Origin of the sequence: Leptolyngbya sp. FACHB-1624 (assembly GCF_047649235.1) — a bacterium.
In the GTDB taxonomy this organism is placed as follows: Bacteria; Cyanobacteriota; Cyanobacteriia; order Leptolyngbyales; family Leptolyngbyaceae; genus Leptolyngbya; species Leptolyngbya boryana.
On sequence record NZ_CP180258.1, the window covers coordinates 596,619 to 610,135 of the forward strand.

Annotated in this window: 16 protein-coding genes; 4 read left to right on the top strand and 12 right to left on the bottom strand. The window is 44.5% G+C overall.

All coding sequences use genetic code 11. The features are described 5' to 3' along the window. The first annotated feature begins 48 nt into the window (after window positions 1-48). Entirely contained in the window at window positions 49-417 is a 369-nt protein-coding gene (locus ACMUEV_RS02765) for a P-loop NTPase (RefSeq protein ID WP_277880198.1), read from the top strand. On the opposite strand, the gene ACMUEV_RS02770 is transcribed toward ACMUEV_RS02765, so the two are convergent. From ACMUEV_RS02770 to ACMUEV_RS02780, 3 genes are all read right to left on the bottom strand, one after another. Then, window positions 397-654: a hypothetical protein gene (locus ACMUEV_RS02770; RefSeq protein ID WP_190648341.1), complete on the bottom strand. Its 258-nt coding sequence runs from the start codon at window positions 652-654 to the stop codon at window positions 397-399. The two genes, ACMUEV_RS02765 and ACMUEV_RS02770, sit on opposite strands and share 21 nt — an antisense overlap. Before the next feature lie 274 nt (window positions 655-928). Continuing rightward, entirely contained in the window at window positions 929-1,747 is an 819-nt protein-coding gene (locus ACMUEV_RS02775; protein ID WP_242044259.1) for a D-alanyl-D-alanine carboxypeptidase family protein, read from the bottom strand. A gap of 29 nt (window positions 1,748-1,776) precedes the next feature. Beyond that, the gene (locus ACMUEV_RS02780) at window positions 1,777-3,501 is read right to left on the bottom strand and encodes a serine/threonine protein kinase (RefSeq protein WP_190648339.1); all 1,725 of its coding nucleotides are present in this window, start codon (window positions 3,499-3,501) and stop codon (window positions 1,777-1,779) included. Between the two features lie 388 nt (window positions 3,502-3,889). Here ACMUEV_RS02780 and ACMUEV_RS02785 point away from each other — a divergent pair, with 388 nt between their 5' ends. Together ACMUEV_RS02785 and ACMUEV_RS02790 are read left to right on the top strand one after the other, a co-directional pair. After that, a complete protein-coding gene (locus ACMUEV_RS02785; protein WP_017290822.1) occupies window positions 3,890-4,453 on the top strand; it encodes a hypothetical protein in 564 nt (187 codons plus the stop codon). Between the two features lie 33 nt (window positions 4,454-4,486). Further along, entirely contained in the window at window positions 4,487-5,434 is a 948-nt protein-coding gene (locus ACMUEV_RS02790) for a hypothetical protein (protein WP_190648639.1), read from the top strand. A gap of 127 nt (window positions 5,435-5,561) precedes the next feature. Here the strand turns inward: ACMUEV_RS02790 and ssuC are convergent, their stop codons facing one another. The 4 genes from ssuC to ssuE all read right to left on the bottom strand — a co-directional run bounded on the left by ssuC (window position 5,562) and on the right by ssuE (window position 9,410). Then, window positions 5,562-6,374, bottom strand: coding sequence for an aliphatic sulfonate ABC transporter permease SsuC (gene ssuC / locus ACMUEV_RS02795; protein WP_190648337.1), 813 nt, complete (start codon window positions 6,372-6,374; stop codon window positions 5,562-5,564). Between the two features lie 87 nt (window positions 6,375-6,461). Further along, window positions 6,462-7,265, bottom strand: coding sequence for an ATP-binding cassette domain-containing protein (locus ACMUEV_RS02800; protein WP_190648335.1), 804 nt, complete (start codon window positions 7,263-7,265; stop codon window positions 6,462-6,464). A gap of 768 nt (window positions 7,266-8,033) precedes the next feature. Further along, a complete protein-coding gene (locus tag ACMUEV_RS02805; protein ID WP_190648333.1) occupies window positions 8,034-8,387 on the bottom strand; it encodes a hypothetical protein in 354 nt (117 codons plus the stop codon). A gap of 459 nt (window positions 8,388-8,846) precedes the next feature. After that, entirely contained in the window at window positions 8,847-9,410 is a 564-nt protein-coding gene (gene ssuE, locus ACMUEV_RS02810; RefSeq protein WP_190648331.1) for an NADPH-dependent FMN reductase, read from the bottom strand. A gap of 334 nt (window positions 9,411-9,744) precedes the next feature. On the opposite strand from ssuE, the gene ACMUEV_RS02815 reads away from it, so the two are divergent. Then, a complete protein-coding gene (locus ACMUEV_RS02815; protein WP_017290815.1) occupies window positions 9,745-9,957 on the top strand; it encodes a hypothetical protein in 213 nt (70 codons plus the stop codon). Between the two features lie 6 nt (window positions 9,958-9,963). Here ACMUEV_RS02815 and ACMUEV_RS02820 read toward each other — a convergent pair whose 3' ends face one another. The 5 genes from ACMUEV_RS02820 to ACMUEV_RS02840 all read right to left on the bottom strand — a co-directional run bounded on the left by ACMUEV_RS02820 (window position 9,964) and on the right by ACMUEV_RS02840 (window position 12,906). Beyond that, window positions 9,964-10,221: a hypothetical protein gene (locus ACMUEV_RS02820; protein ID WP_017290814.1), complete on the bottom strand. Its 258-nt coding sequence runs from the start codon at window positions 10,219-10,221 to the stop codon at window positions 9,964-9,966. Between the two features lie 138 nt (window positions 10,222-10,359). Beyond that, the gene (locus tag ACMUEV_RS02825) at window positions 10,360-10,971 is read right to left on the bottom strand and encodes a hypothetical protein (RefSeq protein WP_190648329.1); all 612 of its coding nucleotides are present in this window, start codon (window positions 10,969-10,971) and stop codon (window positions 10,360-10,362) included. A gap of 174 nt (window positions 10,972-11,145) precedes the next feature. Then, window positions 11,146-11,424, bottom strand: coding sequence for a helix-turn-helix domain-containing protein (locus tag ACMUEV_RS02830; protein ID WP_017290812.1), 279 nt, complete (start codon window positions 11,422-11,424; stop codon window positions 11,146-11,148). Window positions 11,425-11,608: 184 nt separating this feature from the next. Next, a complete protein-coding gene (locus ACMUEV_RS02835) occupies window positions 11,609-12,232 on the bottom strand; it encodes a hypothetical protein (protein WP_242044258.1) in 624 nt (207 codons plus the stop codon). A 17-nt stretch (window positions 12,233-12,249) separates the two neighbouring features. Continuing rightward, window positions 12,250-12,906, bottom strand: a complete 657-nt coding sequence (locus tag ACMUEV_RS02840) for a cadmium resistance transporter (protein ID WP_190648327.1) — start codon at window positions 12,904-12,906, stop codon at window positions 12,250-12,252. Window positions 12,907-13,517: the final 611 nt, after the last annotated feature.

Sequence of the window (13,517 nt, forward strand, 5' to 3'; positions counted from 1 at the left end):
GAACTAGATCTGAACAATGACATTGTGAGTTTAGGCATGGTGTGAAACTTGCGGATTGTTGATGATTACGTTGGTCTACGGCTCTATGTGGGTTGCCATCAGCACAATTTACAAGACCACATCCAAACGATCCTCTCTCGCCTAGAGTGGTGTAAGAAGGTTGATATTCAACTCTGCACAATTCCAGGCGTGAGAATAACGATCGCAGTTTCGAGCGGGAAAGGTGGCGTTGGCAAATCTACGATCGCGGTCAATCTTGCTACTGCACTCAAACAAAAAGGTGCGTCAGGTGGAGATGCCGAAACTCCGATTGCGATCGCATCCCCTAATTCTTCAGCAGGTCAGACTTTTATGCAACTTGAGCAAGGTTTCAAAGCAACGTTTCAGGAAAATAACTCATCGAAACAACTGCCGTAACTTTCGATGAAACAGCAACACAACTATACTTCCACCGGCCAAGAGAGCCACACCCAAAATTGTTCCATAGGCTTTCGTATGCCACCACAATCGACGCACCCAGTTCATCTCAGCTTTGACCCAGATTGGTAATGAGCGATGTGCTGGAGCAAGCTTTAATACAGAACTAAGCGCGCGCTCTTCTACGGTAGGTAGGCTTACAGGAGAAGCAGGATCATAGTCAGTAGAAATCGTCATTTTTACCTCTGTTTGGGGGATATTAATCTAGCATAACTCGATAGATCTATCGTAGATTAAGTGTACGAATCAATTGGAAGCCTGTCAAGCCGTACTTTCTGGGATTCTGAAGGGGGTTGATCCAATCTGATAAGAAGATGGGAAATAGGGAGATAGGGTGAAGATCTGAAATGATGTCCCTGCTCCCTATCTCCCACTTCTCACAATTAATGCTCTTTTATATCATTTAGGCTTGTGACTTCTCTGCAAGCTCTTTCATTCTCGTGTTCTTAAACTACTGAGGACGCTTTGCTGCTGCGAACACTTGTAGCGCTCTGGTACTTCTGACATAGCGCCAATGCCAAGGTTCATAGCTCACTCCTTGCCAGTTATTGGGCGGAAAAGATAACTCAAACCCGTACTGAACGGCATTCGCTGCTAACCATTGATAAGCACGAGTAGCTTCAAAACTAATCTTAAGATCACTCTCAGGAGATTGCTGATCGGCAATGTCGATCGCATATCCAGTATGGTGCTCGCTATGTCCAGGGGGCGCGCTCCACTTTGCTGCTTCTTCTTTGCTGCCTTTGCGCTCGATCTGGCGAGCAAATAGCTCTGCTTGAACTGAAACCTCGCGGAATCCGGAGAGTGGCATGAGTAAGACCCCCGAAGCCTTTGCCGCTTTTGCCATTTGGCGAAAGGCTTGAGCAGCTTCTATATCTAATCGTTCATCACGAGCGTAACCATCGCGCACATACTGACCCACAACTTCTAAGCGAATGGCATCATTTTCCGCATACGGCAGATGACCATAAGCTGTTTTTACCGTCACGGGGGCGGGATTGGGTTGCGAGAGAATGATAGCGGGTGGAGGTGGAACCGTTGGAACGGAAGATACACTCTTTTCACGCGGTAATGTAACCGCGATCGGAGGAGACTGTCTCTGAGGCGGCACTGAGAACTGAGGCTGAGGGGGCTGCACAACTTGAGTGGCAGGATCTGAAGAAGCCATCTTAGATTCAAGTCCTAACCCGACAAAGACAATAAACCCCGCACTTAGCACTGCGATCAACATAAATCGCAGCGATCGGGAAGACAGAAAAGATTGCCTCATTCAGACCTCTTTACACTCAAAGTTCATTACTAATCTCGTTGAATTAACTGTTCGGCAATCCACCCTATCGCGCCAGAATTCGGGAAGTAGACTTTGTACCAGACATAGCCACCTGAATCATTTCCGATGTCGAGGATGCGAACCCGATCGCCTGTATAAGCAATGTGCGCTACACTATTGTCCGTTCCTGGCGCACTCCGAACGTTCTTGCTGCCCGGTTGCCCGACGATCGTGGCATTCGTGTCAGAAGACTGCGATTGTACGGGAGTTGAAACTGGAGCTTGAACAATCGGTCGATCTGGATTGACGAGTTGACCCGCAATCCATCCTGTACCGCCATCGGGTAACAGTATCTGATACCAAGGATGCCCATCTGAATTACGACTAGTCCCAATAATCCGAACGCGATCTCCGGGAATGCCTCGATACAACACACGGTCACTGGTTGTTGCTCCAGAGCGGATGTTCTTTGCGCCTGGTTCACCCACGATCGTGGCATTGGTATCGGTAACCTGAGTTAAAGCTGGAATGGTAGGTTGAGCCGGGGCTGCCGCAGTCGGAGAGGGTTTCGGTGAGCTTGCTGCACTCGGAGCAGGACTCGACGATGGACTGGGTGACGCAGAAGCAACGGGACTAGGAGAAGCAGATGGTTTGACTTCGGTTGAAACGCCTGGAATTTGACTTTTGAGCAACAAGGCTCCGCCTAGAATGCTTATACCGATGATGCCGCCAGTGATGACTGCTTTTTTCCATTCACTGCCTGGAGCTGAAGTAGGTGTCATTTGAGAGTGTGGAGATGAAAAGTTTGAGGTTGAATTAAATTGGGTGTGAGGAATGCTCGGAAGTGGTTGAGCTGCTGCAATCATGTTTGCAGGCTGCATATGACCAAACGGTAAAGTGCTGCTTCCTAATGCAAGAACTGCTGTGAGCATTTCTTCAGCCGAAGCGAACCGAGCAGCAGGATTAATGTGAATTGATCGGTTCAGTACTGCTGCGAATCCAGGGCTAATCATTGGAGCGTAATGCTGCCAGTGAATCTCTCCGGTGCGTGGATCAGAATCGAGATCTTGCGGTTGTCTACCTGTTAGTAAATAGATGGCGGTCATTCCCAAGCTGTAGAGATCGCTTGCATAAACGGGGCGTCCTGCAAGCTGCTCAGATGCCATGTAACCGGGAGTACCAACGACGATCGAATGTGAACTGTTCGTCTGAGAGTTGATGATTGCTCCCATTGTTTCTTTCACTGCACCAAAGTCAATCAAGACTGGTTTACGATCGCTATTCCGCAGGATGATATTGTCCGGTTTGAGATCGCGGTGAATAATTTGATGACGGTGAATATGTGCGATCGCAGGCAGTATCCCACAGAGAATTTCTTGCACTGTTCCTTCGCTCAATCTCCCTTCAGATTGGATTTTTTGAGTTAGAGTGACTCCATCAATCCATTCTTCAACTAGGTAGAAATGATTGCCTTCGACAAAGTTGGCATAGAGACGGGGAATTTGATCGTAGTTCTCGCCGAGTTTCTCTAGAACGGCAGCTTCGCGTTGAAAGCGTTCTTGCACCATTTGATGCACCTGTGGATTGTCACTCACAGGTTTTAGCTGTTTTACAACACACTTTCGTGCCGAAGGCATCAGTGTATCTTCTACTAAATAGGTCATGCCAAAGCTACCATCGCCTAATACGCCTAAGACTTGATAGCGATTATTCAGAAGCGAAGGTGGTAACGTCGTTCTGTCGAGATTTAACATCGCGGTGATTCAGATAGAGAGAAATCGTCATGGAAATTCGTGCTTGGAGAGGGCTTTTGTCGAGTAGTGTTCCCCACTGAAAAAGCTAGATCACGAAAAAATATTGATCTCTAATCCAGAAAAACGGTGATTTTTGCAGCGTAAAAGTGTTCGCCTAATTCGTGAACATATCGGGCAGTCCTGTCTTCCATCAGCGATCGCGATGAATTGATCTCCAGCGGTCGCGCAATTTCTCCTGGGTGGTTGGGTGTGGATTCTCAATCTTCAGACTCATTGCGGAACTTATCGTTTGGTCGGTGAATCCGATGCCGGAGGCATACTCAACTCAAAAATTGCATGACCTCCTTAGCGTTAATCCTTAGACCTATTCAAAGATTTAAGTAAAACGATGACCGCTCAATCAAAACTCAGTCAAACCATGATCGATAACAGATTCAAAATGCACGATCGCATTCTTCTTGGAGTTGCCTTGATTGCAGGTATCATGCTGGGCACACAACTACCGCTAGTCGCTCAACCTGTTCTGGGTCAAGCCTCATCTTTTTCTCGATCAAACTTGCGATCGTACATTGGGCTAACTTATCGTCAGCTTCCAACCGGATTCAAAGATAACGGCGGTTGGGTAGTGAAAGGGGGACGATATCGGGCTGATTTCGTGCAGCGAGGAAACACCAGAATGATCTGGTTTACCAAGGTTCTCAAATGGGATCGCGGCGGGGCCGTTCCTGTGCAGGTGGTTGATGTCATGGAGCTACCAACATTTCCTAGATCACAAGAATTGCATTATGCGTTTTGTCGATTGGATGGCGTGAACGATCGAGAAATTTTTGCGATCGCAGAAGCAACCCATGACGATATTCGCACAACGATTTATCGAGCATGGAGAGCAAACACGAAGACTGAGAAAATTGAACCAATCAGCACAAAAGGAGTTGCCTGTCCACAGGTCTAAGTTGATTTTCTAGCTTTTCACGACATGACGATCATGAATTCTTACAAATTGATGCCGCTCGCTCTCATCGGATTGATTCAAGCTTGTAATGTAAGCACTCCCTCCTCAGTCGCAACACAATCTAGCTCCACACCTATTCCTAAATCTGCAACTGTTCCTCGATCGAATGAGCCAACCTCTGAAGCTCAAATTGCAAAACGCCCAAATCTACCTGCGTTCTGCGATCGATCTGAATATGAAACCTTTTTTGAGAAATTCGTTTTCGGCAAAGATGAACAAGGTAACGATCTGCGGGCGATGTATACTGCCGATCGTATTGAAGTTCGAGACTACGACAATCCCGCGCAGGTGCTAGAAGTTTTGCGTCGCCAGGATGATGAATTTAGCATCAATTCAGTAGATACTCGCTGGGTTCAACTTGTGCCATCGAGTGTAGACAATAGCCCCTATACTCGGCTCAAGCTCGATATCGATCGAACAAGCGCAGATACATTCCGCGTGAACTATATCAAAGCACAGTACAGATACACCGGAGATGTCACCGGAACTGAGTCTGAAGAAATCGTGCAAACCTACGGAAATCCGGGTGCTTACATTTTTCAGCACCAAAATGGCTGTTGGAGGTTGACTCAAAAATTACAATCCACAAAGAACGTAACTTCGGCAGCTTCTCCAACCCATGTAAACACCTTGGGGCTAACTGAAAATATGCCTTACTCCGAAGCTCGTCAAAAACTAATCGATCAAGGCTGGCAACCGCATACTCAGGGCGATCCTCCTAACCGTCGTGAACAAGTTGTGAGAATGCTTTTAGAACGAGGTTATGTAGAAGTAAAAGATTGTTCTGGCACAGGTCAAGCACCCTGCCGCTTTGAGTTTGTTAACAACAATGGAGAACTACTGGTTGTGTCTACGATTCCCCAGGATAATCCCAATGCTGAAAGGGTTGTATGGCGCTGGTTTATTGAAGCAAAACCATAAAGGTAGTTTCTCAAATTGATTAACGATCAGATTTCATCAATGCAGCATCTAAGATATAGCTTTTCAGCATAAAAAAAGCCCATCCAGTTATGCAGAGGTTGGATGGGCTTGGTGAGGCACTCGAAAGTTAAACGTTTTTGTAGTTTGGATTCCATCGGAGCCACGATCGCTCTAATGCTCTTGCGATCGCATCTGCTAATTTCCCAAACAATGCATAAAGCAAAATACTCAGAACGACAATATCTGTTTGCATAAATTCCCGTGCATTCATTGCCATGTAGCCGATGCCAGAATCCGCCGCGATCGTTTCTGCAACAATCAAAGTCAGCCACATAATTCCCAGTGAAAAACGTACTCCGACTAGAATCGAAGACATTGCACCTGGAAGGATAATCTTCCAAAACAATTGCAGTGGCTTCAAGCCATAGACCCGACCCATTTCAATCAATCCAGGATCAACATTGCGGATTCCATGAAATGTATTGAGGTAAATCGGAAATAGTACTCCTAACGATACTAAGAATAACCGTGCTTCATCGCCAATTCCAAACCACAAAATCACGAGTGGAAGCAATGCCAGGTTCGGAATCGTTCGTAGCATTTGTAAGGTTGTATCAAACAAGGTTTCTGAAATCGGAAACAAACCGTTGAGTACACCTAATATAAAGCCAATCCCGCCCCCAATAATGAATCCAGTGATCGCTCGTCTGGCACTGATTGTAATATGTTTCAGCAATTCACCAGATAGGATCAAATTCCACGCAGCTAGAAACACACTAGAAGGTGAAGGGAGTACTCTAGCTGGAATGATTCCAATCGAGGAGAGTACTTGCCACAGAATGAGAACTGCGATCGGAAAGCCCCACGGTAACAACGCCCGAATCTGCGGGTTTCCTAATGACAATTTAAACGATTCTGTTCTTAGTGCTTGTTGACCCATAGAATTATTCTCGTTAAAGATACGATCAGTAGATTTCGATTCATCTGCGTTATTCAGCTTCAGGACTTAAGCAGCCTTTTCGTACATTCACTTCGCAATTGTTTCAAGCTGAGCAACTTCTGCTTTAGACCATTCTTGCTCGTGCTTTCCCAACACACGCTGTACTAGAGTTTCTACGGTCTTGGCAAAGGTCGCATTTCCGCGCTGCCGAGGACGAGGTAAATCGACTGAAATGTCTAGTGCAATTTGACCGTCTTCGATCAGAACTACACGATCAGCAAGGACTACTGCCTCTTCTACGTCATGCGTGATCAAGAATGCTGTAAATTTCTGCTCTTGCCATAGTCGTTCTAGTAAACTCTGCATTTCTACACGGGTTAACGCATCTAAGGCTCCAAGAGGCTCATCGAGCAATAATAGACGCGGTTCACTAACTAATGCTCTAGCAAGGGAAACCCGCTGCTGTTGCCCACCGGATAGAACAGCAGGCCATTCTTTTCCACGATCGCCGAGTCCAACTGAGACTAATCCTTCTCTGGCTTTCTGTCTCGAAGTTGTATGAGACTTGTGCTTCGTGGCAATCAGTCCGAGTTCGACATTATCAATGACGCGTTGCCAAGGCAGTAGACGCGAATCCTGGAACATCATCCGCACATCGGAATTGAGGTGTTGTGAGCGTTGTCCATCCAGCAGCACACTTCCTTCTGTTGGAGGAACTAAGCTAGAGATGAGGCGCAATAAGGTACTTTTACCACAGCCACTTCGACCGACGATCGCGACAAATTGCCCTGGTAATACTTCGAGATCAATGCCTCGTAAAACTTCTTGAGAATGGAATGATTTTCTCAGGTTTTCAAGCTTGAGATGAATTCCATGATTTGCTGATGTCATTCAAATCTCCCGGAATAGTTCAACAAAAAAAAGACTCATGATGAAAGATGTACTGGTCTCACTGAAATGGCTTGGGTCGGTAATTTGGCGATAAGAAGTTGCTTAATTCTTGAAACCACTGTAAGTTGGTAGAGATATTGTAGTTTCTCTTTTTTAACTCTTCCACATTTGCGCTAGGAAGATGAGTATACTGTGTTACAAATCCTTGAAGTTTTTTAGCTTTGTGCAATTAGTCTGAATGAATCTGCCGTTGTTTGACTCCCTCAAGCCTTTTTGGCAAACTCGTTTGAGCTAGAAGTTCAGGCTTTCTATTTACTGTGCTGTCTTGATCCTGGAGTCTTGAGCCAAGCAAGAATGGTGTGATTGCAAGCTTACTGATGATTGAAGTTGTAGCAGCTCTCTCTGGTCGTCAGTTGCTTCATCTGTGGCGAGAATTCAATTCAGAATTTGAAGCGGGTATGTCTGTGAGTGCTGATCGAGACGAGTGAGCGATCACATTGAATCGGTTCAAACTGCATCATTTATCATTCTGAATCAGGCTGATGTGGAGATGATCGCCTCAATGTTGGACTCAGAATCTTCTGGGATTAAGCGGTCGAGGTGAAAAAAATTGCTGATTTGTATGCGGGATTTCGGTGTGCTCGATCTAAGAGCTAATTCCACACGAGAGAATCAAAAAGACTTGCTTTTGCGTTTTAGATTTGAGATGTTTTTAGGCAAGACTTGAGCTTCTGCTGACCGAAATCCCGACATAGATTCTTCAACGAACTAGCTACCAGAAGAAAGTAGATTTCTCTGCAAAATATCTTGAAATTCGACTTGAACGATATTGATATAGCCCGGATCATTCAAAGCGCTTGAAGGAACTAGATTGTTCTGGATTCCGGCTTGAATGAGTGCCTCAGGCGTAATGGTGCCAGTTGCGATCGCTTGCACTAAGTCTGATCCAGAAGGAATTCCTTGATTTTGAAGATAACCTTGCCGAGCAAGATGCACGAGCGTGATCGGTGGAGTTTGATTAATACTTTGGGCGAAACTGGGAGATGAGATCGCGATCTCACCTGCTGAACTTATAATGAGTGATAGTGCTGTAGCACACCATTTGCCAAAAACAGGCTTCATAATTTGTCTCCTAATCGTCGAGATAAACACAAACAGAAATGTGCCGCTCAAGGTGAAATATCCCCGAACGGGCTAACTAGCTAAGAACAATCGATCAAAGAAAAGCCTCAAGCAATTTCAGACAATTCTTCGGTCTATCTTTGGAATACTCTAATCAGTAATCCAAATCCCTCTGTCATGAGTGCTATTTAATTTTGCTAACTTGAATGTATACGGGGAGACTAATAAAAGCAAATACTTCTGATTGTTAGAATGATAAGTAGAAGTGATGCTCATTAAAAAGCGATCGCTAGCTTAAAGCTAGCGATCGCACGTCGTTTGATATTGTTTCTTAAGGATTAATGCTGCCCAGGATGTTGTGTTAGTGTTTGAGCAATCATTATATTCAGTAGAGAAAGCAGCAGATGAAAAGGAGTAGATTCACCTGCTACCAATAAGCTAGGAGAACACCGTCTAGCTTTAACTGATATGAGCTAGCACTTGAGGAGTCGTTGCACTTTGAATCGCAACAATCAACTCTTGCAATGACTGTTCCAAGCGTTGCTCAATTTCTTCGTCAAGTCGCAGCGATCCGTCAGGTTGTCGCTGAATTTGCTTATCGACTGCGTAAACTGTGCTGATGAAGTGACGCGCTCCAAGTTCAGATAAAACAGGCTTCAACGCATATTCTATCGACAGCAGATGAGCGATCGTTCCTCCGGTTGCAATTGGCAGGACAATTTTATCAACGAGCGCTTTCTGAGGCAGTAAATCTAAAAATGCTTTCAGAACGCCTGTATAAGACGCTTTGTAGATTGGAGTCGAAATAATAATGCCTGCTGCTTTTTCAAGCAAGGCTTTCGGTTCTTCCAAAGCTGGACTGTCATATTGTCCAAATGCGAGTACTTCCGCAGGCAGATCGCGGACGGAGAGGATTTTTGTCTCAATCGAAGCTGATTCTAGCCGTTGAGCCGCTGTTTCCAAGAGACTGTAGGTTCTTGATGGATGAGAGGGACTTCCCGCTATCGCTAAAACATAAGTCATTCGATTAACTCCTTAATTTAATAATCTACGATAAACTGGTCGGTTTATCGGACTATGCAACTTAGGAAGCTAGTATTTCACAGATCAAGATTTGACAAAAGTACTTCTGATACAAATTCTGGAAATCTAGATGGGCTTACAAAATAGTTCTCGTCAAGCACTGAAGTTGGTGCAGTGGCGTAAGTTGATTCAGCGGTAACAAGAGCCTGCGGAGAAACTTCGATTTCTTTTGTAATTCATCACTTTTATTGATGATTTTAAGAGAAAAGAATATTTGCTGTTATGAACTGGAATGTCTACAGTGAAATTGTAAGTTAATTAATGATGACATTGTATGTTTGAGCATTTAAGAGAACGCCGTTATCAAGAGGGACAACGCGATCGTGATGCTGGCTCTCTCCCCAAGCGACAAGATTCGACCTATCTAGAAGGCTATCTGAAAGGTAGACCTGGAGGACTCGATGAAATTGTTCAGTACTTTTCAACGGTTGAGGCATTTCTGAAATGGCGCAATCAGCATTCCGACTCTGCGTTCTTTCCCAAATAATGCCACCTAACCGAGTTCTGGTAATTGAACATTCTCGACGAGCCGAATCAATTCCTGGGGCAAATGAGTGATCTCACTCCAGAGTTGATTCGGGCTGATTCCAAGCAAATATTGCAAGCCTAGAACGATCGCAATAATCGTTAAAATTAATCCTGCTCCGCTATTCAAAATCCTAAAAACGAGTTTCAGCAGCAAAAACGAGACAACGATCGCCGCAATCACTACCAGAGTGTGCGAATTTGCCACAGTTAATAGATCGTTCATACTTCGATAGCGGTAAAGTGTTAAGTCTCTGATTGTAAGCTAATTTGTGGCGGGAGTTCGGATTAAAGGGCAGTTTAGTGAAAGCTTTGAAAACTGCCCCGAAAACTACTCCGAAAACTACCCCACGTCAAAGCGAAATCAGTCATCGAGCGGTTCAGCAGACAATGAACTCGGAATTCGAGAATCGATGAACGCTTGAGAGATGTTCGGAATTGACATTTTTTCGGCTGGCGCATCTGCTATAAGTGGAGCATTGAACACGATTTCTCCAGTCTCAGAGTTGCGTCTTGCAACGAGTCGAGTCCCATCCATAATTTTGAACACTGAAGGCTTGGTTGAGTCACTTTCTGCTGACTTGGTTCCGCTCGGTAAGTAAATGCCGCTGCAATCCCATCCGTCAGGTGTGGTTTGTCCATCTGCGAGAAAGTAGAGGGTATCCGCAGACTTTGATGATTCGCCGGGTGCAGAACCGTAGATTGCGAGGGTGCTTCCAGTTTCGTTGCTGCACTGTCCCCATGTAATTCCTGATGCGATCGCAGCTTTCTGAATTTTTAATTCATCAATTTGTTGCTTGAGTGCTGGCGTTGCGCCGTCGGATTCTTGCTCTTGCAAGAGACGATCAAGCGTTTTTGTGACTTCAATGTAGTCTGCGTTTTTAGTTGCTTTTGGTCGATCTGCCCAGGACGGAGATGCGATCGCAAAGTTCACGAGTAAAATAGCTACGAACAGCGCAATTTTGAAGAGCTTCATACTATTGATCCTATTGATGAAAAGATTGTAACCAAAGCACAGAAATCAAGGCTCACAGACTGTTGTGCTGTGCTTTAGCTGGCATGTCTTCACTATAGTGAAGGGATTTTATAGAATCAAATGCTCTTATTTGTGGAAATGATAATTCTAAGTGATGCAAGACGAGCGATTCTGCTAAAAAGTGGTTGAGGATCTTTTTCTGAGATTGCGACGCTTTTCTGAGAGTGAGATCGAGCCTAATCGATTGTATCGACCTGCAAGTTTCCGCACCCAGTCTGTCGAATATCCGAGCATTGCAGCGACTTGTTCTACAGTCATCGGTTCAGTAGGATGGCTCAAGAGTTGAATCGCAGTCCAATAATTTTTAGCTTTTGAATCTTGGCAAGTTTCCAGGCAGTGTATTATCTCTGCATAAGTGAGATGAGGAGCAATCTGGATGCGAGGGCGGGGCATGGGTAGAACTGCTCTGTAGAGCTAGGCTTAATGTTCTCTAAGATACTCCTTCAATCTAGGGTACATCATTGATAACAGCAAATATTCTTAGCTATTAAATCAATCACTAGATTTGATTGAAAAAAAGCAAAAACAGCGATCGTTATAAGATGAACGATCGCCGTCAAATCAAAAAACTCGCTGCTTAATCTAAGATTTCTTGACTCGCGGGATTGGCATCAATCTGCGCCTGTGTCCAGTTTGGAATTGCCCATGCTACTTCACCTGCATGGAATTGTTTTGCAGGAAGAACATTAAATTCGATCGCACCCGTTTGAAAATTCGTGCTAGTGACGAACTGAGTGCCATCTACAATTTTGAAGGCAATCGGTGTGGTTAGAGGTTGGCTTGGTTCAGTCGGATTTGTTGCAACGATTGTACCCGTTGGTAAATAGACACCATCGCAATCCCAATCATCGTCAGTGATTTTGCCAGGTTCTAAGAAGTAAATCGAAGTCGGGGTTTTCTTGGGAAGATTGGCATAGACTGCTAGCTTGTGATTGGTAGCATTTCGGCATTGTGCCCGCTTCGATGCTGTTTGGATAATCTGCTGCTGAATTTGCAGAGCTGCTAATCTTTGCTGCAAAGCTTCTTGAGTGTAGCCGAGTTGTTCGGGAGTACTTTGTGTTTGTAGCAGTTGAGTCATTTCTTGGGTGACTTCAGTATAGTCAGCACCTTTCGTGAAATCTTTGCCAGCCCAAGAAGGAGGGGCGATCGCAAAGTTCATCAATACTATCAAGCCAACCAATACGAGTCTGAGAAATTTCATTACGTTCTCCTGAATGACTAAGGAAATAACAATTGGTAAGAGCCGTTATCCATCACGATCCGTAGCCCGATCCACATCAAGACAAAGGGGAAAACTTTTCGAGCATACCGAGCAATCACAAACGCGATCGCAGGCTGGCGCGTCAGATGATAAGAAAGGAAACACCAGAGTCCAATCGTTGCGTAACAGATACTCACAATCACGCTTAATCTAGGCAGCGTACTCGTCGCAAATAGAGGAACATAGATGCCAATATTGTTACCGCCGTTTGCGATCGTCACCGCAGACACTCGATAGGTTTGCGGGTCTTTCAGCGTTGCCCAGAAAGATTTTTGTGGTGTTCGTCTTGCTTGAGGTGTTTTGAGACTGCTAGAGACAGTGTGAACTACGTCGTCATCTTCTTCGTGCTTGAGCAGTTGACTCGCCCCGATTGCGATCGGCAAAAAACCGAGTAGTCCAAGCAATTGCTCAGAGATGACTAACCCTCCCAAAAAACCAACGAGGCTCACTCCGATTAATGCTGTAAATCCTAGATACTCACCGATGACCACATGACGAGGGCAGAAAGTCCGATTCACTTTGCCGAAAAAGATCGTTAAATACAGGTTGTCGTCAAACGTTGTTGCAAATGCTACTGCTGTTCCGGTCATTAACGTTCCTTCTAGCCAGTTCATGATTGATCCTCATTGTTCAAGCTCTCGGTTTCCAACGCTCTTTTGTCAAAGAAGCTTCGTGTCTACCAAAATCCGAGGCGAAAAGCTTTTGTAATGACTACAGAATATTTGCTCTGTTCGATAGAGACAAATAGTATTCCTTGTCAAATCGATAAATTCAAATAATTAAAATGAGGAGATGACTTGTACTCTGCTGCAAATCGAGACGATTGGACTCTGTAAAGCTGGTTGAATCGTATTCGATGTGATTAGTCTGCACCATTTCCTGATTAAGCAGAATCGTGCAATTCTAATCTCAACTATAGTATTGAAAAGCCAAAGAATCTGTCTTTTAGAGATAGTTAAGATTTCTATTAATGGAAGATCAGTAATGTTCAGTATATTTTTAATCAAAAATTCCCATAATCTGATCGGAATTGGAGCAAAACTCGCAGGAAAATTGACGATTTTTCAACAGAAAATGCCGCTAAAAATTCCTCGTAAAACGATGGGATTATGAGAAAAGTTAAAGGGACAATTAATGAAGTGAATGGCTGAAAATGTTTCCCTGTAATGATTCTAAAAAAATGGATTTAGAATCTTTCAATTTGTTAATTTCAAAACAATTATTT